Origin of the sequence: Kitasatospora sp. NPDC058170, assembly GCF_042883905.1 — a bacterium.
GTDB lineage: Bacteria > Actinomycetota > Actinomycetes > Streptomycetales > Streptomycetaceae > Kitasatospora.
Genome location: NZ_JBHVUV010000018.1, coordinates 66,829 through 83,347 on the forward strand (window position 1 = coordinate 66,829; position 16,519 = coordinate 83,347).

16 protein-coding genes and 2 tRNA genes are annotated in these 16,519 nt (G+C 72.4%); 7 read left to right on the forward strand and 11 right to left on the reverse strand.

Annotated elements, in window-relative coordinates; genetic code table 11:
• Positions 1–72 precede the first annotated feature (72 nt).
• On the forward strand, positions 73–1,614 hold the full coding sequence (locus ACFVVX_RS21035) for a N,N-dimethylformamidase beta subunit family domain-containing protein (protein ID WP_387947694.1): 1,542 nt from the start codon (positions 73–75) through the stop codon (positions 1,612–1,614).
• 108 nt (positions 1,615–1,722) lie between these two features.
• A complete protein-coding gene (locus ACFVVX_RS21040) occupies positions 1,723–2,622 on the forward strand; it encodes a phosphoribosylaminoimidazolesuccinocarboxamide synthase (protein WP_387947696.1) in 900 nt (299 codons plus the stop codon).
• 25 nt (positions 2,623–2,647) lie between these two features.
• On the opposite strand, the gene ACFVVX_RS21045 is transcribed toward ACFVVX_RS21040, so the two are convergent.
• From ACFVVX_RS21045 to ACFVVX_RS21075, 7 genes are all read right to left on the reverse strand, one after another.
• Complete coding sequence (locus ACFVVX_RS21045; protein WP_387947698.1) at positions 2,648–3,268, reverse strand: response regulator; 621 nt, start codon at positions 3,266–3,268, stop codon at positions 2,648–2,650.
• 87 nt (positions 3,269–3,355) lie between these two features.
• Entirely contained in the window at positions 3,356–4,591 is a 1,236-nt protein-coding gene (locus ACFVVX_RS21050) for a sensor histidine kinase (protein ID WP_387947700.1), read from the reverse strand.
• A 133-nt stretch (positions 4,592–4,724) separates the two neighbouring features.
• Positions 4,725–5,561 carry an ABC transporter permease gene (locus ACFVVX_RS21055; RefSeq protein ID WP_387947702.1) on the reverse strand — a complete coding sequence of 279 codons (837 nt, stop codon included), beginning with the start codon at positions 5,559–5,561 and terminating at the stop codon, positions 4,725–4,727.
• On the reverse strand, positions 5,558–6,562 hold the full coding sequence (locus tag ACFVVX_RS21060) for an ABC transporter ATP-binding protein (protein ID WP_387947704.1): 1,005 nt from the start codon (positions 6,560–6,562) through the stop codon (positions 5,558–5,560). The genes ACFVVX_RS21055 and ACFVVX_RS21060 overlap by 4 nt, the downstream gene beginning before the upstream one ends.
• A gap of 160 nt (positions 6,563–6,722) precedes the next feature.
• Positions 6,723–6,798, reverse strand: a tRNA-Gly gene (locus ACFVVX_RS21065).
• 40 nt (positions 6,799–6,838) lie between these two features.
• A tRNA-Gly gene (locus tag ACFVVX_RS21070) sits at positions 6,839–6,911 on the reverse strand.
• Between the two features lie 130 nt (positions 6,912–7,041).
• Positions 7,042–7,359, reverse strand: a complete 318-nt coding sequence (locus ACFVVX_RS21075) for an Lsr2 family protein (protein WP_238860361.1) — start codon at positions 7,357–7,359, stop codon at positions 7,042–7,044.
• A 454-nt stretch (positions 7,360–7,813) separates the two neighbouring features.
• Between ACFVVX_RS21075 and purS the strand changes: the two genes are divergently transcribed.
• The 4 genes from purS to ACFVVX_RS21095 all read left to right on the forward strand — a co-directional run bounded on the left by purS (position 7,814) and on the right by ACFVVX_RS21095 (position 11,962).
• Entirely contained in the window at positions 7,814–8,068 is a 255-nt protein-coding gene (gene purS, locus ACFVVX_RS21080; RefSeq protein ID WP_033250393.1) for a phosphoribosylformylglycinamidine synthase subunit PurS, read from the forward strand.
• Positions 8,065–8,766: a phosphoribosylformylglycinamidine synthase subunit PurQ gene (purQ, locus tag ACFVVX_RS21085; protein WP_387947706.1), complete on the forward strand. Its 702-nt coding sequence runs from the start codon at positions 8,065–8,067 to the stop codon at positions 8,764–8,766. The genes purS and purQ overlap by 4 nt, the downstream gene beginning before the upstream one ends.
• Positions 8,766–11,021 (forward strand): phosphoribosylformylglycinamidine synthase subunit PurL, encoded by a 2,256-nt coding sequence (gene purL / locus ACFVVX_RS21090; protein WP_387947708.1) that lies wholly within the window; start codon positions 8,766–8,768, stop codon positions 11,019–11,021. Before purQ ends, purL begins: the two co-directional genes overlap by 1 nt.
• A gap of 113 nt (positions 11,022–11,134) precedes the next feature.
• Complete coding sequence (locus tag ACFVVX_RS21095) at positions 11,135–11,962, forward strand: sterol carrier family protein (protein ID WP_387947710.1); 828 nt, start codon at positions 11,135–11,137, stop codon at positions 11,960–11,962.
• A gap of 79 nt (positions 11,963–12,041) precedes the next feature.
• Here the strand turns inward: ACFVVX_RS21095 and ACFVVX_RS21100 are convergent, their stop codons facing one another.
• The 4 genes from ACFVVX_RS21100 to fbaA all read right to left on the reverse strand — a co-directional run bounded on the left by ACFVVX_RS21100 (position 12,042) and on the right by fbaA (position 15,469).
• Complete coding sequence (locus ACFVVX_RS21100) at positions 12,042–12,764, reverse strand: hypothetical protein (protein ID WP_387947712.1); 723 nt, start codon at positions 12,762–12,764, stop codon at positions 12,042–12,044.
• A 74-nt stretch (positions 12,765–12,838) separates the two neighbouring features.
• Positions 12,839–13,780: a DUF3152 domain-containing protein gene (locus ACFVVX_RS21105; protein ID WP_387947713.1), complete on the reverse strand. Its 942-nt coding sequence runs from the start codon at positions 13,778–13,780 to the stop codon at positions 12,839–12,841.
• A gap of 190 nt (positions 13,781–13,970) precedes the next feature.
• Positions 13,971–14,384 carry a DUF3151 domain-containing protein gene (locus ACFVVX_RS21110; protein WP_387947715.1) on the reverse strand — a complete coding sequence of 138 codons (414 nt, stop codon included), beginning with the start codon at positions 14,382–14,384 and terminating at the stop codon, positions 13,971–13,973.
• A 62-nt stretch (positions 14,385–14,446) separates the two neighbouring features.
• A complete protein-coding gene (gene fbaA / locus ACFVVX_RS21115) occupies positions 14,447–15,469 on the reverse strand; it encodes a class II fructose-bisphosphate aldolase (RefSeq protein ID WP_387947717.1) in 1,023 nt (340 codons plus the stop codon).
• A gap of 327 nt (positions 15,470–15,796) precedes the next feature.
• On the opposite strand from fbaA, the gene ACFVVX_RS21120 reads away from it, so the two are divergent.
• Positions 15,797–16,519, forward strand: coding sequence for a DedA family protein (locus ACFVVX_RS21120; RefSeq protein ID WP_387947719.1), 723 nt, complete (start codon positions 15,797–15,799; stop codon positions 16,517–16,519).

A 16,519-nucleotide genomic window follows, 5' to 3' on the forward strand; every position in this document is an offset into this window, starting at 1 on the left:
GGTGTATTAGACCGCACGCACATCCGGGAGGCACATGCCAGCCGGTGGAGGGTGCACCTGTGGGAGGGGCGCGTGGGGACGGAACTCAACCGCCGCTGGGAGTCCGGAACGCACGCGTACAGCGTCTCCGACCCCTTCGGCCAGGGCCCACTGCCCTGGCTGCGCAGTCCGGACCAGTACCTGGAGGGCGCCGAGGGCGCCCTCCCCTGGTACGTCTCGGTGGACGCCCCCGGGCAGCAGCCGCTCGCCGGCGGTGTCAGACCCAAGCCGCCGGTCGGCACCCCGCAGGGCGCCAACGACGTGGTGCAGCAGATCAAGGGCTTCGCCTCGGCCGGCATCGTCCGCCCCGGCGGCTCGGTGGACTTCCGGGTCACCGTCAACCCGCCGCGCGAGTTCACCGTGGGCGTCTACCGGATCGGCCACTACGGCGGCGACGGCGCCCGCCACATGACGTCCAGTCCGCTGATCGCCGGGCTGGCCCAGCCCGCCCCGCTGGTCGTCGGCCGCACCGTCTCCTGCCACCACTGGTGGCACTCCTGGCGGCTGCAGATCCCCGCCCACTGGCAGCCCGGCGCCTACGTCGCCGTCCTGACCACCGCCGACATGCTGCACCGCAGCCACATCCCGTTCACGGTCCGGGACTTCGAGGACCAGGCGCACGCCGCCGAGCTGCTGCTGGTGCTCCCGGACGTGACCTGGCAGGCCTACAACCTCTTCCCCGAGGACGGCCGCAGCGGCGCCAGCCTCTACCACGCCTGGGACGACCAGGGCGGGCTGGTCGGGGAGTCGGAGGCGGCCGTCACCGTCTCCTTCGACCGCCCGCACGCCACCGCCGGCCTGCCGCTGCACGTCGGTCACGCCTACGACTTCATCCGCTGGGCCGAGCGCTACGGCTACGACCTCTCCTACGCCACCGCCACCGATCTGCACGCCGGGCTGGTCGACCCGTCCCGGCACCGCGCGCTGGTCTTCCCCGGCCACGACGAGTACTGGTCCGAGCCGATGCGCCGGGCCGCCGAGCGGGCCCGCGACGGCGGCACCTCGCTGGTCTTCCTCTCCGCCAACACCATGTACTGGCGGGTCGAGCTGTCCGCCGCCGCCTCCGGCGAGCCCAACCGGCTGCTGAACTGCCGCAAGCGGCAGAAGGTCCCGCCCGGCAGCCCGGCCGCCGGGGCCGGCGGCGCCGCCAGCGCGCTCTGGCGCGACGCCGGCGAGCCGGAGCAGCACCTGCTGGGCCTCCAGTACTCCGGCCGGGTCGCCGCGCCCGTCCCGCTGGTCGCCCGGCACACCGCGCACTGGCTCTGGGACGGCACCGGCGTGCAGGAGGGCGACGAGCTGTCCGGGCTGGTCGCGGGCGAGGCGGACCGCTACTACCCCAAGGTGGCGCTGCCCGAGCACACCGAGCGGGTGCTGCTCGCGCACTCCCCGTACAAGGACCTGGCCGGCCGCACCCGCTACCAGGAGACCTCGCTGTACCGGGCACCGAGCGGCGCCTACGTGTTCGCCGCCGGGACCTTCGCCTGGTCGCCCGCGCTGGACCGGCCGGGCCTCACCGACGAGCGGATCCAGCGGGCCACCGCCAACCTGCTGGACCACCTCTGCAAGAACGGCTGACGGCCCCAGGGGCCTGTCCGCACAGGCCTTCATGACAGACTCGGGTGCAGTGACCTCCCCATTCGCGCCCCACACGCACGCGAACCACCACTGAGGACTGAGACGACCTTGAGCGGATTTGTCACCAAGCCCGAGCCGGTCCAGGTGCCCGGCCTGGTCCACCTGCACACCGGCAAGGTGCGCGACCTCTACCGCACCGAGTCCGGCGAGCTGGTGATGGTCGCCAGCGACCGCACCTCGGCCCATGACTGGGTGCTGCCCAACGAGATCCCCGACAAGGGCCGCATCCTCACCCAGCTCTCGCTGTGGTGGTTCGAGCGGATCGCCGACCTGGTGCCCAACCACGTCATCTCCACCGAGGTCCCGGCCGGCGCCCCCGCCGACTGGAAGGGCCGCACGCTGGTCTGCCGCAGCCTGGAGATGATCCCGGTCGAGTGCGTCGCCCGCGGCTACCTGGCCGGCTCCGGCCTCAGCGAGTACCGCGCCGACCGCACGGTCTGCGGCATCGCCCTGCCGGAGGGCCTGGACGACGGCTCCGAGCTGCCCGCCCCGATCTACACCCCGGCCCTCAAGGCCGCGGTCGGCGACCACGACGAGAACGTCCCCTACGAGGAGACCGCCCGCCGGATCGGCGCCGACCTGGCCGCCCAGCTGCGGCAGACCACCCTCGCGGTCTACTCCCGGGCCCGGGACATCGCCCGCGAGCGCGGTCTGATCCTGGCCGACACCAAGTTCGAGTTCGGCCTGCTGGACGGCGGGCTGGTGATCGGCGACGAGGTGCTCACCCCCGACTCCTCGCGCTACTGGCCGGCCGACGAGTGGGAGCCCGGCCACGCGCAGCCGTCCTTCGACAAGCAGCTCATCCGCGACTGGCTGACCTCCCCGGCCTCCGGCTGGGACCGCCACAGCGAGCTGCCGCCGCCGGCGCTGCCGGCCGAGATCGTCGAGCTCACCCGCAGCAAGTACATCGAGGCGTACGAGCGGCTGACCGGCACCACCTGGCAGTGACCGGCGCGCCCGCGGGCACGGCTGGTCAGATCCAGCCATGCTCGCGGGCGATCCGCACCGCCGCGTGGCGGTTCTCGGCGCCCAGCTTGGCGGCCGCCGAGGAGAGGTAGTTGCGGACGGTTCCCTGGGAGAGCGCCGCGCGGTCGGCGATCCCGGCGATCGAGGTGCCGTCGGCGGCCAGCTCCAGCACGTCCGTCTCGCGCGGGGTCAGCGGGGTCTCGCCCGCGCTGATCGCGTCCGCCGCGAGCTCGGGGTCGACGTACCGGGCGCCGGCCCGCACGGTGCGGATGATCCCGGCGAGGTCGGCCGCCGAGACGGTCTTCGGCAGGAAGCCGCGCACCCCGACCTCCAGCGCCCGCTTCAGGTAGCCGGGGCGGCCGTGGCCGGTGACGATCATCGCGCGGCAGTCCGGCAGCAGCCGGCGCAGCTCGGTGGCCACCTCGATGCCGTCCAGTCCGGGCATCTGCAGGTCCAGCACCGCGATGTCCGGGCGGTGCGCCTTCGCCATGGCCAGCGCCTCCGGGCCGGAGGCGGCCTCGGCGACCACGACGATGTCCTCCTCCAGGGAGAGCAGCGCGGCCAGCGCGCCCCGGATCAGGTGCTCGTCGTCCGCGAGCAGGACGCGTACGGGGGCGGGGTCGGTCATCGGTGGGGCCTTCTTCCGTAGCCGAGCGGGCCGGAGCGGGACGGGTCGGGGCTGGTCAGGGCGGGTCAGGGCGGGTCTCAGGGCGGGTCAGGGCCGGAGCGGGACGCTGGCGAGCAGCCGGAAGCGGCCCGGCCCGGCGGCCGGGACGACCAGCTCGCCGTCGTGGGCGGCGAGCCGTTCGCGCAGTCCGCGCAGCCCGGTGCCGCTGCCCTGGGAGGGGATCGGGACGTCCGGCACCCCGTCATTCTCCAGCTCCAGCACCGCCCGGCCGTCCTCCCGGTGCAGCCGGATCGCGCAGCGGCCCGCCTCGCTGTGCCGCAGCACGTTGGTGGTCGCCTCCCGGATCACCCAGCCGAACACCGACTGGACCGGCTGGGGCAGTCCGTCGGCGTCCCCGCCGAGGTCGATCTCGCAGGCCACGTCGGCGGCGCGGAGCACCGCGCGGGCGCCGATCGCCTCCGCGTGCAGGTCCGCGGTGCGGTAGCCGCGGACCACGTCCCGGACCTCGCGCTGGGACTCCTGGGCGATCCGCTGCACCTCGGTCATCTGGTCGGCGGCCTCGGGGCGGCCGCGGCGGGCCAGCTGGACGGCGAGCTCGCTCTTCAGCGCGATGGTGGTGAGGTTGCGGCCCATCACGTCGTGCAGGTCGCGGGAGAAGCGCAGCCGCTCCTCGGCCACGGCCAGCCGGGACTGCGCCTCGCGGGCGGCGTCCAGCTCCCAGACCACCGACTGCAGCCAGGCGAAGCTGCGGCAGCTGGCGGCGACGAAGGTCAGGGCGATCGCCAGGGCGACCAGCAGGCCGACCGTCGCCGGTACGCCGATGCCGGCCAGCAGCAGGGCGGGGGCGAGCAGGGCCAGCAGCCCGAACCCGGCCGCGCAGGCGTGGCGCACCGACAGGCCCACGCCCGCCGGGCCGAAGCCCGCGGCCACCAGCGAGGAGACGATCACGATGGTGAACGGAGGGCCGCCGGGGTCCTTCGGGCCGCCGTCGGCCGGGCCGAGCAGCAGCACGGCCCACGAGCCGACCAGCACCACGGCGCCGGTGACGGCGAGCCAGCGCAGGTGGTCGGCGGGCCGCTTCAGGTAGTGGTCGAGCGAGGTGCGGAAGGCCCGCAGGGTCACCAGCGTGGTGGCCAGGGCGACGACCAGGCAGACCTGGGCGATCCCGTGGGAGAGCTGCTGTCCGACGGCGCCGGCGACGGACAGCGCGGAGAGCGGCAGCATCAGCATCGGCATCAGGTAGAGCGACCAGCGGAGGTAGAGCTCGGTGCGCTGGGGCTTGCCGTAGCCCTTCCAGGTGCGCACCGGTGCCAGGACGTTCATCTGATCCGCTCCCCGTTCGATCATGATCGTGCTGCTGCGCTCTTCCTATCAGGTGCGGCCAGGACGTGTTTGCAAAGTCCCGCCTGGTCCGACGCGACTTTGCAAACACACCCTGGATCCGTCCGGCCCCGCGTCAGCGGCGGGGCTCCCAGCGGAAGTAGCGCACGGCGCCCCAGGCGGCGAGGGCGAACCAGACACCGCCGGTGACCAGGTACGGGGCGGCGGTCGACCAGGTGCCGGCGAAGCCGGTGGCGGCCGCGGAGCCGTCGGTGCCGAACCAGCCGAGGCGGATCAGCTGGAAGGCCGGGGTGGTGGGCAGCAGGCGGCAGACGTCGGCCATCCCGTCCGGCATGACCTCCAGCGGGAAGAACAGGCCGGAGCCGAACTGGGAGAGCAGCAGGACCGGCATGGTGGTGATACCGGCGCTCTCGACCGTCCTGGTGAAGGCGCTGGAGAGGGCGGCGAGCCCCATCAGGGTGCCGATGACCAGGACCAGCCCGGCGACCATCAGCAGCGGGTTGACCGGGGCGCTGAGCTTGAGCGCGAAGGCGCCGACGACGCCGACCACGGTGCACATCAGCAGGGCGAGGCCGACCGAGGGCACCGCGGTGCCGGCCAGGATCTCGATGTCCCGGGCCTCGCCGGTGCGCAGCCGCTTGAGCACCAGCTCGCCGCGCCGGGCCACGTAGGCGGCGGTCAGGTTGTAGTAGACGACGAAGGCCAGGATCATCCCGATCGCGCCGTTGACCAGCAGCGAGTCGACGTCCAGGCCGGGGTTGTCCTTGGCCTGCTCGTCGAGCACGTTCCTCAGCCCGGCGATCAGCAGCAGCGGCAGCAGCAGGGCGGTGAACAGCGCCGTGCGGTTGCGCAGCAGCAGGACGGCCTCGGCGCGGCCGAGGGCGAGCAGCCGTCCGGTGGTGGTGGTGCGGCCGGCGGCGAGACTGCGGGCGGTGGCGGTGGCGGTGGTCATCGGGCGGATCCGATCAGGCGGCGGCGGGCGGTGGGGACGGCGGGGGTCTCGGCCGGGGGCTCGTGGGCGGCCTCGGCGGCGATCGCGAGGAAGGCCTCCTCCAGCGAGGCGCTTCGGGCGTCGAGTGCGTCGAGCGTGATCCCGTGCCGGTCGGCCCAGACCAGCAGCTCGGTGAGGGTGGCCTGGAGACGCGGGGTCTGCACGGTGATCCGCCGGCCGACCGCGACGACCTCGGCACCGGTCAGCGGGGGCAGCGAGGCCCCGGTGAACTCGGGGAGCTCGAAGGTGATCCGGGAGGGGCGGCCGGCGATCACCTCGGCCACGGTGCCGGTGGTGACGACCCGGCCGCGGTGCATGATGGCCAGCCGGTCGGCCAGCTCCTCGGCCTCCTCCAGGTAGTGCGTGGTGAGCAGCACGGTGGTGCCCTCGGCGCGCAGCTCGCGCACCAGGTTCCAGACGGCGGCGCGGGCCTCCGGGTCGAGTCCGGTGCTGGGCTCGTCCAGGAAGAGCACCTCGGGCCGGCCGAGCAGGGCCATCGCGAGGTCGAGCCGGCGGCGCTCGCCGCCGGAGAGCTGCTTGACCCGGACGTTGCGGCGGCCGAGCAGGCCGACCAGCTCCAGCGCCTCGTCCACCGGGCGGGCCCCGCTGGTCAGGCCGGACCAGCTGCGGCCGGTCTCGGCGACGGTGAGGTCGCCGGGGAAGCCGCCCTCCTGGAGCATGATGCCGATCCGGGGGCGGACGGCGGCGCGCTCGCGGTACGGGTCGTGGCCGAGCACCCGGACCTGTCCCTCGGTCGGGGCGGCGAGGCCCTCGATCAGCTCCATGGCGGAGGTCTTGCCGGCGCCGTTGGTGCCGAGCAGCGCGAACAGCTCGCCGCGCCGAACGTCCAGGTCGATGCCGCGGACGGCGCGGTAGCCGGAGGCGCCGGAACCGTAGTGGCGGTGCAGGCCGGTGACCTCGATCACGCTGTCGTCCGGGGCGCGGTGCTGGCTCGTTTCCATGGCTCAAGCCTTCCGCCGCCCGGGCGCCGCGGGCAGTGCGCGCCGTCACCGGTGCGGGGTGCGGATCCACGGGTGGGCGATGACAAATGTCATGGGTGCGCGCGGGGGGAATGGCGGGGGAAATGCCGAAGGGCCCCCTCGATGAGGGGGCCCTTCGTACTGGAGCGGACGACGAGATTCGAACTCGCGACCCTCACCTTGGCAAGGTGATGCTCTACCAACTGAGCCACGTCCGCAGGATGGAGATATTGAGTTGTACTGTGCTCGCGCACTGCGAGCGGACGACGAGATTCGAACTCGCGACCCTCACCTTGGCAAGGTGATGCTCTACCAACTGAGCCACGTCCGCACGGTACCTGGTGGGGCACCGGCCGCCTCTCTGGATCTCTCCGTTGCGGCGACGAGGATTACTCTACCCCATCGGTCGGGGTGGTCGCCCCACCCTTTCGGGCGGGCGGGGCGACCGGGCTCCGCCGAGGTCAGTTCGCCTCGGCGAAGGCCTCGTACACGTGCTTGGGGATACGGCCCCGGGCGGGCAGTTCCATGCCGCGCGACTGGGCCCAGGCGCGCACGGCGGCCGGGTCCGGGGTGAGCGCGGTGCGGCGGAAGGACTTACCGGTACGGCTCTGACGACGGCCGGCCGCGACGAAGGGCGCGAGGGCCTCCCGCAGCTTTTCCGCGTTGTCCAGGGACAGGTCGATCTCGTACGACTTCCCGTCGACGCCGAAGTGGACGGTTTCCGCGGCCGCGCCGCCGTCCAGGTCGTCGGAGAGCGTGACGACTACACGCTGAGCCATGGGTGTCAATCCTCTCGGGCAATTCGGCCGAAGGGGCGCGGGGTGCGCTCCCGGGGCCTGATGTGCACCACGTGCGCAAGCACATACGGGCAGCCCGATGGCGTGCCGGATACGCAGCACTTGCCGCAGCAGGTGGCCCTATTCTGCACCCGAAGCGGGTCGAAATCGAAGAGTCCGGCTTTCTTTTCCGGATATTCACGTGTCTTCGCCGGAGTGCCGGATACCGGTGCACTCGGCTGGCCGATCTGTCCCGGAGTGCCGTATTCGGGCGTTCTTCGTCCGCTCTCGATGCCGTGCCGAAACCGCTGAAATGGGGTGGGCCGGAGTGCCGGAACCCTTGGGGCGTAAGGGGCGCGGGTCTACGCGCGTCGCCCGGCCCGGCCAGCAAAGTCGCCCGAAACCCCCGGTAGTCTGGAGTTCCCCCGCCTTCACGAAGACACCACCGGGAGTGCCAGTGGCACGCGTCGTAGTCGACGTCATGCTCAAGCCGGAGATCCTCGACCCCCAGGGACAGGCGGTGCAGCGTGCACTGCCCCGTCTCGGATTCGCCGGGATCGCCGACGTCCGCCAGGGCAAGCGCTTCGAGCTGGAACTGGAGGGCCCGGTCGACGACGCCGCGCTCGCCCGGATCCGCGAAGCCGCCGAGACCTTCCTCGCCAACACCGTGATCGAGGACTTCACAGTCCGCGTCGAGGAGGAGGGCAAGTGACCACCCGAGTCGGCGTCGTCACTTTTCCTGGTTCCCTCGACGACCGCGACGCCCAGCGCGCGGTCCGCCTGGCCGGCGCCGAGCCGGTCGCCCTCTGGCACCGTGACAAGGATCTCCACCAGGTCGACGCCGTCGTCCTGCCGGGCGGATTCAGTTACGGCGACTATCTGCGCTGCGGCGCCATCTCCCGCTTCTCCCCGGTGATGGACACCATCATCGAGCAGGCGAAGCTGGGAATGCCGGTTCTCGGTATCTGCAACGGGTTCCAGGTGCTGTGCGAATCGCACCTGCTGCCCGGCGCGCTCACCCGCAACGACTCGCTGCACTTCATCTGCCGCGACCAGAAGCTGCGGATCGAGAACGCCGGCACCGCCTGGACCCGGGATTACTCGGCCGGCCAGGAAATCGTCGTCCCGCTGAAGAACGGCGAGGGCCGCTTCGTCGCCGAGGCGCACGTCCTCGACGAGCTGGAGGCGGAGGGCCGCGTGGTCGCCCGTTACCTGACCGGTGGCAACGCCGCCGACGGGTACGGTAACCCGAACGGTTCGTACCGTGACATCGCCGGCATCACCAACGCCGCCGGCAATGTCGTCGGCCTGATGCCGCACCCGGAGCACGCCGTGGAGCCGCTCACCGGTCCGACCGTCGAGGGCCTGGGCTTCTTCACTTCCGTCCTGAAGCAGCTGGTGAACGCCTGATGAGCCTCGACACCGTCAAGAACGCCGAGCAGACCCCGGACGCCTCCCAGCCCTGGGCCGAGCTGGGCCTCAAGCAGGACGAGTACGCCCGCATCCGCGAGATTCTCGACCGCCGCCCCACCGGCGCCGAACTCGCGATGTACTCGGTCATGTGGTCGGAGCACTGTTCGTACAAGAGCTCCAAGGTCCACCTGAAGCAGTTCAGCGAGAAGAAGCCGCAGAGCGACGCGATGCTCGTCGGCATCGGCGAGAACGCCGGTGTGGTCGACGTCGGCCAGGGCTACGCGGTCACCTTCAAGGTGGAGTCGCACAACCACCCGTCGTACATCGAGCCCTACCAGGGCGCGGCCACCGGCATCGGCGGCATCGTGCGCGACATCCTGGCGATGGGCGCCCGCCCGGTCGCCGTGATGGACCCGCTGCGCTTCGGTGCGGCCGACCACCCCGACACCCGGCGCGTGCTGCCCGGGATCGTCGCGGGCATCGGGGGCTACGGCAACTGCCTGGGCCTGCCGAACATCGGCGGCGAGGTCGTCTTCGACTCCTGCTACCAGGGCAACCCGCTGGTCAACGCCCTGTGCGTGGGCGTGATGAAGCACGAGGACATCCACCTCGCGCAGGCCTCCGGCGCCGGCAACAAGGTCATCCTCTACGGTGCCCGCACCGGCGGCGACGGCATCGGCGGTGTCTCGGTGCTCGCCTCCGAGACCTTCGACGCCACCGGCCCGGCCAAGCGCCCGGCGGTCCAGGTCGGCGACCCGTTCCAGGAGAAGCTCCTCATCGAGTGCACCCTGGAGATCTTCTCCGAGAAGCTCGTCAAGGGCATCCAGGACCTCGGCGGCGCCGGCCTCTCCTGCGCCACCTCCGAGCTGGCCTCGGCCGGCTCCGGCGGTATGCGGATCGAGCTGGACACCGTGCCGCTGCGCGACAACACGCTCTCGCCCGAGGAGATCCTCATGAGCGAGTCGCAGGAGCGCATGTGCGCCATCGTCGAGCCCGGCAAGGTCGACCGCTTCCTGGAGATCTGCGAGAAGTGGGACGTCATCGCCACCGTCATCGGTGAGGTGACCGACGGCGAGCGTCTGGAGATCTTCTGGCACGGCGAGCTGGTGGTCGACGTGCCGCCGCGCACCGTCGCCCACGAGGGTCCGACCTACCAGCGCCCGTACGCCCGCCCGAGCTGGCAGGACGCGCTGCAGGCCGACGCCCCGACCGCCGAGCGCCTCGCCCGGCCGACCACCGGTGAGGGCCTGAAGGCCGACCTGCTCAAGGTCGCCGGCTCGCCCAACCAGGCCTCCAAGTCCTGGATCACCGACCAGTACGACCGCTACGTGCTCGGCAACACCGTGCTCTCGGTGCCCGAGGACTCCGGCATGATCCGGATCGACGAGGAGACCAACCTCGGCGTCTCGGTCGCCACCGACGGCAACGGCCGCTACACCAAGCTGGACCCGTACACCGGTGCCCAGCTGGCCCTCGCCGAGGCGTACCGCAACGTCGCGGCCGGCGGTGCCAAGCCGCTCGCGATCTCCGACTGCCTCAACTTCGGCTCCCCCGAGGACCCGGACGTGATGTGGCAGTTCGCCGAGGCCACCCGCGGTCTGGCCGACGCCTGCCTGGAGCTCGGCACCCCGGTGACCGGCGGCAACGTCTCGCTCTACAACCAGACCGGCGAGACCGCCATCCACCCGACCCCCGTGGTCGCGGTGCTCGGCGTGATCGACGACGTCACCCGCCGCACCCCGATCGCCTTCGCCGAGGAGGGGCAGCTGCTCTACCTGCTCGGCGACACGGCGGACGAGCTCGGCGGCTCGGCCTGGTCGCAGGTGGTCCACGACCACCTGGGCGGTCTGCCGCCCAAGGTCGACCTGGAGCGCGAGCGGCTGCTCGGCGACATCCTGATCGCCGCCTCGCGCGACGGCATGATCGACGCCGCGCACGACCTCTCCGACGGCGGCCTCGGCCAGGCCCTGGTGGAGAGCTGCCTCAAGGGCGGTCACGGTGCGCGGATCATCCTGCCCGAGGGCCAGGACCCGTTCGTGTTCCTGTTCTCCGAGTCGGCCGGCCGCGCGGTCGTCGCGGTGCCGCGCAGCGAGGAGCTCCGGTTCAACGACATGTGCACCGCGCGGGGCCTTCCGGCCACCCGCATCGGTGTGGTCGACGGCGATGTCCTGGACGTCCAGGGCCAGTTCACCGTCTCGCTGGCCGAGCTGAAGGACGCCCACACCGGCGTCATCGAGGCCCTGCTCGCCTGACACCCCGCACCGAGCTGAAGGGCCGCCCCGAGCGGCCAAGAGGCGAGCGGGCGAATAGCAGAGGGGCGGACGGTTCTGCGGAACCGTCCGCCCCTCGGCGTATGTTGGGGCGCATGCCTGCCAAGTCCCGTACGTACCAGCACCCGAAGGTCAGCGCCGCGCTGGCGGCGCAGACCGCCGCACTGCGCGACACCGTCCGGGACCTCTGCGCCCGCCCCGACGCCGCGGACCTGCTCGCCCGGCCGACCCGGCTGGGGGAGTGGACGGTGCGTGAGCTGATCGCGCACCTCGCCGTCCAGATCGACTGGGTGCCGGCCCACCTCGGCGACCCGCTGGAGGGGCGGGCACCGCTGGACCTGCTGCAGTGGGTCGTCCGGGTCGGCACGGTCGCGCCGCTGCTCGACGCGCAGGCCAGGGAGAAGGCGGCGGGGGAGTTCGGCGGAGCGCCGGCCTCGGTGGCGGACGCCTTCCAGCGGGCCGCGGCCGGGCTGATCGCCGTCCTGGCCGAGCCCGGGACGGCCACCCCGGGCCGGCGGTTCGAGATCCGGCTCGGCTCGATGTCGCTCACCGACATGCTGGTGACGCGGCTGGTCGAGACGGTCGTGCACGCCGACGACCTGGCCGACGCGGTGGGGTCGGCGGCCTTCCCGCACGAGCGGCAGGCGCTGGCCGCCGTCACCCGGCTGCTGGCCGACGCCCTCGCCGACCAGGCGCCCGGCGGCGCGGTCGAGCTGCGGATCCCGCCGTACGCCGTGGTGCAGGCGGTCGAGGGGCCGCGGCACACCCGCGGCACCCCGCCGAACGTGGTCGAGACCGACCCGCTCACCTGGATCCGGCTCGCCACCGGCCGTACCGGCTGGGCGTCCGCGGTGGACGCCGGAGCGGTGTCGGCCAGCGGCGAGCGCAGCGACCTCCGCGCCTACCTGCCCGTCCTGGGCTGAGTACTGGCCCGGGCCCTGGCGCGGGCAGTGGTCCGGGCCCTGGCTCGGGCACTGGGCCGAGCCCGGGGCCGGCGAGGGGTCACGGGCGCAGCTGGGTGGCGAGCTGCGCCGTCGCCTTGCGCAGCGGCTCGCCGATCAGGGAGCGCTCCACCTCCGCGTTCACGGTGTCCTGGGTGAGCGTCAGCACCAGGTCGCCCTTGCCCTTGACCGCGACCCGGGTGACGCCCACCGAGGCCTCGCCCGGGGTGAGCCTGGTCTCGCCGGCCTTGGCCTTGTCACCGGCGAACTGGCTCAGCTGGGCCACCCCGACGTTCCCGAAGCGCTGGATGTGCGGCAGCATCATGTTGACCGCGACGTCGTTCTGGGGAATGGCCAGCAGATCGATCCGGACGGGCGTCGAACCCACCGTGTAGGTGCAGGTCACCCACGCGGAGGGGGGAGTGGCGGGCATCGAGGGCAGCTCCGCCGGGTGGCTGGCGCCGGAGGGCCAGTCCTGGGCCGGGACGCCGTCGCCGAGGTCGGTGCCCACCGGCTGCTCGTCCTTGGCCCCGGCGGTCACCGGGCGGTCGATCCCGGCGCTCTTCAGGGCCGCCGCGAGGTCGAGGCCGAAGGGGCACGGTCCGGTCTTCGACAGTCCCTGGGCCGTCGACCGCACCTGGTCGTAGGAGAGCTTCCCCCCGCCGCCCGAGCTGCTGTCCGAGTCTCCGGAGGAGGAGCAGGCGGCCGCGCCGAGGACGATCCCGACGGCGCCCAGCAGAGCGGGGACGCGGCGCATCTTGGCTGTCGTGCGGTCAGCTGTCATCCGGTCAGCCTACGTCGGGGTTGTCCCGGGACGCCGTTGAACAGGTCTCGGATCGGTCCCGGTGGTGGCCCGGGTCAGGGCACCGACGGGCCGCCCAGATAGGTGCCCTCCGCCGTGTACGGCCAGGCGTTGGGCTCGCAGCCCTTGAGGCCGTAGATCTGCTGCATCATGGCGGGCGCGGGCTTGCCCTTGCCCGGGCAGGTCTCGTGCCCGTGGCCGATCCGGTGGCCCACCTCGTGGTTGACGATCAGCGCCCGGTACTCGTCGATCGGCCCGCTGAACTGCGGTGACCCGGTGTTCCAGCGCTTGACGTTGACCAGCACCTGGTTGCCGACGTTGCAGTTCACCTCGCCGTGGGTGTCCAGGCCGGCGGCGCCGCAGATCTTGTCCACGGTGGCCGGCGAGGCGATCTTCACGGTGAAGTCGTACGCGCCGCCCGCCACCAGCTGGAAGCCGTTCTTGCGGTCGTTGGTCCAGCCGCGCTTGTCGGCGAGGATGCCCTGGACCTGGGCGGCGGCGGCCGGCGGGTCGATGCCGATGCCGTCCTCGACCTCCACCCGGTAGCGGCGGACGGTCCCCTTGCCGACCGGTGCGGCGGCGCCCGGGGCGACGGTGAAGGTGCCGGCGCCCTTGGCCGGTCCCGGGTCGGGGGCGCTGGGCTCCACGACGGGCGGCGGGGCGGGCGGCTCCGGGGTGGGGGTGGGCACCGGGGCGGTCGTGGCGGGCGCGGCGGCGGGGGCGGAGCTCTCGCCGGGCGGGGCGACCCGGCCCTGGGCGGTCGGTCCGGTACCGGGCAGCACGGAGGGCCGGTTGAGGATGAAGAGGGTGCCGCCGAGTATCGCCAGCGCCGCGACCAGCGCGGCGATCATGCCCGGTCCGAGCCGGCGGCGCGGGCGGCGCCGGCGCCGGCTGCCGCGTGCCTGTCCGGTGCCCGCCTGGCTGCCGCGTGCCCGGCCGCCTCGCGGGCCGGCGCTGCGGGCACGGGTGCCGCGCTGGGCGGATCTTGCTGGGGGCACGTCGAAGGCTTCCTGTCGGACCGGCGGGGGCCGCGGAGCGTTCGAACCGACGTGTGCGCCCCCCTCGCCCGCCCACCCTGGCACGGAGACCCTGTGCATGTCCACGCACCCGGTACGCAGGGCGTTTACGGGCGCGCGGCGCCCCCGCCGCCCGGGTGGGCGGCGGGGGCGGTCGGTCGGACCGGGCCGGTCAGCCCAGGGTGGCGGCGGCGGTCGGCGAGCTGTCCCGGAGGAACTGCGCGCAGCGCTCCGCCTCCTCCTTCTCCTCGATCGCGGCGGCGGCCCGGCCGAGCGCGTGCAGCGCCCGCAGGAAGCCGCGGTTCGGCTCGTGCTCCCACGGCACCGGGCCGTGGCCCTTCCAGCCGGCCCGGCGCAGCGAGTCCAGCCCGCGGTGGTACCCGGTCCGGGCGTACGCGTAGGACTCGACGGTGCGGCCGGCGGCGAAGGCGTCGTCGGCGAGCTGGGCCCAGGCCAGCGAGGAGGTCGGGAACTTCGCCGCGACCTCGGCCGGGGAGGCGCCGCCGGCCAGCAGCTCCAGCGGAGCGGGCTCGGCGGGCAGGTGCGTCGGGGGCGGACCCCCGAGGAGGTTCTGGTGGATGGTCATGCCCCCCAGTGAACCACTGGGGGGCGCGACCGCAGACCCTGCCGTCGGTTGGGACGGGGGTCTTACTTCAGGCGGTTGCCGGCCGAGCGCAGCTGCTGCGCGGCCTCCAGTACGCGGGCGGCCATGCCGGCCTCGGCGAGCTTGCCCCAGGTGCGCGGGTCGTAGGTGTTCTTCTTGCCGACCTCGCCGTCGACCTTCAGCACGCCGTCGTAGTTGCGGAACATGTGGTCCACGACCGGGCGGGTGAAGGCGTACTGGGTGTCGGTGTCGAGGTTCATCTTCACGACGCCGTTCTCCAGCGCGGTGGCGATCTCCTCGGTGGTGGAGCCCGAGCCGCCGTGGAAGACGAAGTCGAACGGGTCGGTCTTGCCGTACTGCTTGCCGATCGCGTCCTGCAGCTCGCGCAGCAGGCCCGGCTTCAGCACGACGTTGCCCGGCTTGTAGACGCCGTGCACGTTGCCGAAGGAGGCGGCCAGCAGGTAGCGGCCCTTCTCGCCCAGGCCCAGGGCCTCGGCGGTGCGGACGGCGTCGTTGACGGTGGTGTACAGCTCGTCGTTGATCTCGTGGGTGACGCCGTCCTCCTCGCCACCGGTCGGGGTGATCTCGACCTCAAGGATGATCTTGGCGGCGACGGCCTGGGCCAGCAGCTCCTCGGCGATGGCCAGGTTGTCGTTCAGGGTCTCGGCGGAGCCGTCCCACATGTGCGACTGGAACAGCGGGTTCTGGCCCTTGGCGACGCGCTCGGCGGAGACCGCCAGCAGCGGGCGGACGTAGCCGTCCAGCTTGTCCTTAGGGCAGTGGTCGGTGTGCAGCGCGATGGTGACGTCGTACTTGGCGGCGACGATGTGCGCGAACTCGGCCAGCGCCACGGCGCCGGTCACCATGTCCTTGTTGTGCTGGCCGCCCAGGAACTCCGCGCCACCGGTGGAGATCTGGATGATGCCGTCGCTCTCGGCCTCGGCGAAGCCGCGCAGCGCGGCGTGCAGGGTCTGCGACGAGGTGACGTTGATGGCCGGGTAGGCGAACTTGCCCGCCTTGGCCCGGTCGAGCATCTCGTTGTAGACCTCGGGAGTTGCGATGGGCATGCGAATCCGCTCCTGTCGGGTTGCGGCGTACGGACGGTGCTGTCCGACGCTGTGTACGCCTTCGTGACGACTCCGGGGTACCGGGGCCTACGCGCGGCTCTGCGGTGCGGCTCTCCTGTACCAAGGTTCGAGGCGGCCGCTGCGGTACGACAATGAGGGTGTTTGCGACCGCGGTCCGGGACGCCGGGGCCATCTTCCCATCCCGGGCCCGCGGACCACCATGTGGCCCGCCTGTCGGGACGGGGGCCCACATGCGACGAAGGGATGACGGCCTTCTCGACCCCCGGTCCGAAGCCCGCGTCAATACGGGCCCGCTATCCTGCGGCCGTGGACTACAACCAGCTGGCCGTCAATCTGCTCGACGCCAAATCACTGATCTCGTCCCTCGGTGCCATCGGGCTCATCGCGATCATCTTCGCGGAGACCGGCCTCCTGGTCGGATTCTTCTTCCCGGGTGACTCCCTGCTGATCATCGCCGGGGTCGCCGCCTCGAACGCCGCCTCGTCGGTGCTCGGCGACGGTACGAAGCTGCCGATCGGGGTGCTGCTGATCGGGGCCCCGGTGGCCGCCATCGCCGGTGCCCAGCTCGGGCACCTGATCGGGGTGAAGGCCGGGCCGAAGATGTTCGACAAGCCCGAGTCGAAGATCTTCCGCCGTGAGTACGTGCTGAAGGCCGAGGAGTACTTCAACAAGTTCGGGCCCGGCAAGGCGGTGGTGCTGGCCCGCTTCATGCCGATCGTCCGGACCTTCCTGAACCCGGTCGCCGGCACCCTGGAGATGCCGGCCCGGACGTTCTTCCTGTGGAACGTGATCGGCGGCGTGCTGTGGACCGAGTCCATGCTGCTGATCGGCTACTTCTTCGGTGACGCGCTCGCCCCGGTGATCGACAAGTACCTGATCCCGGCCGTGCTGCTGATCGTGCTGCTGTCGGTCTCGCCGATCCTGATCGAGGTGCTGCGGGAGCGGAAGAAGAAGAAGGCGGGCGGCGCCGAGGCCGTGGCCGAGGACGGCGAGGCCGTCCAGGCCGGCGGCCGCCACCGCCGGGGCTGA

Excerpts from the sequence above, each read along its gene's own strand:
- ACFVVX_RS21045 (WP_387947698.1), bottom strand. The coding sequence starts at position 3,268 with ATGACCGACCCCGCCCCCGTACGCGTCCTGCTCGCGGACGACGAGCAC.
- ACFVVX_RS21050 (WP_387947700.1), bottom strand. The coding sequence starts at position 4,591 with ATGAACGTCCTGGCACCGGTGCGCACCTGGAAGGGCTACGGCAAGCCC.
- ACFVVX_RS21055 (WP_387947702.1), bottom strand. The coding sequence starts at position 5,561 with ATGACCACCGCCACCGCCACCGCCCGCAGTCTCGCCGCCGGCCGCACC.
- ACFVVX_RS21060 (WP_387947704.1), bottom strand. The coding sequence starts at position 6,562 with ATGGAAACGAGCCAGCACCGCGCCCCGGACGACAGCGTGATCGAGGTC.
- ACFVVX_RS21075 (WP_238860361.1), bottom strand. The coding sequence starts at position 7,359 with ATGGCTCAGCGTGTAGTCGTCACGCTCTCCGACGACCTGGACGGCGGC.
- purL (WP_387947708.1), top strand. The coding sequence starts at position 8,766 with ATGAGCCTCGACACCGTCAAGAACGCCGAGCAGACCCCGGACGCCTCC.
- ACFVVX_RS21095 (WP_387947710.1), top strand. The coding sequence starts at position 11,135 with ATGCCTGCCAAGTCCCGTACGTACCAGCACCCGAAGGTCAGCGCCGCG.
- ACFVVX_RS21100 (WP_387947712.1), bottom strand. The coding sequence starts at position 12,764 with ATGACAGCTGACCGCACGACAGCCAAGATGCGCCGCGTCCCCGCTCTG.
- ACFVVX_RS21110 (WP_387947715.1), bottom strand. The coding sequence starts at position 14,384 with ATGACCATCCACCAGAACCTCCTCGGGGGTCCGCCCCCGACGCACCTG.
- fbaA (WP_387947717.1), bottom strand. The coding sequence starts at position 15,469 with ATGCCCATCGCAACTCCCGAGGTCTACAACGAGATGCTCGACCGGGCC.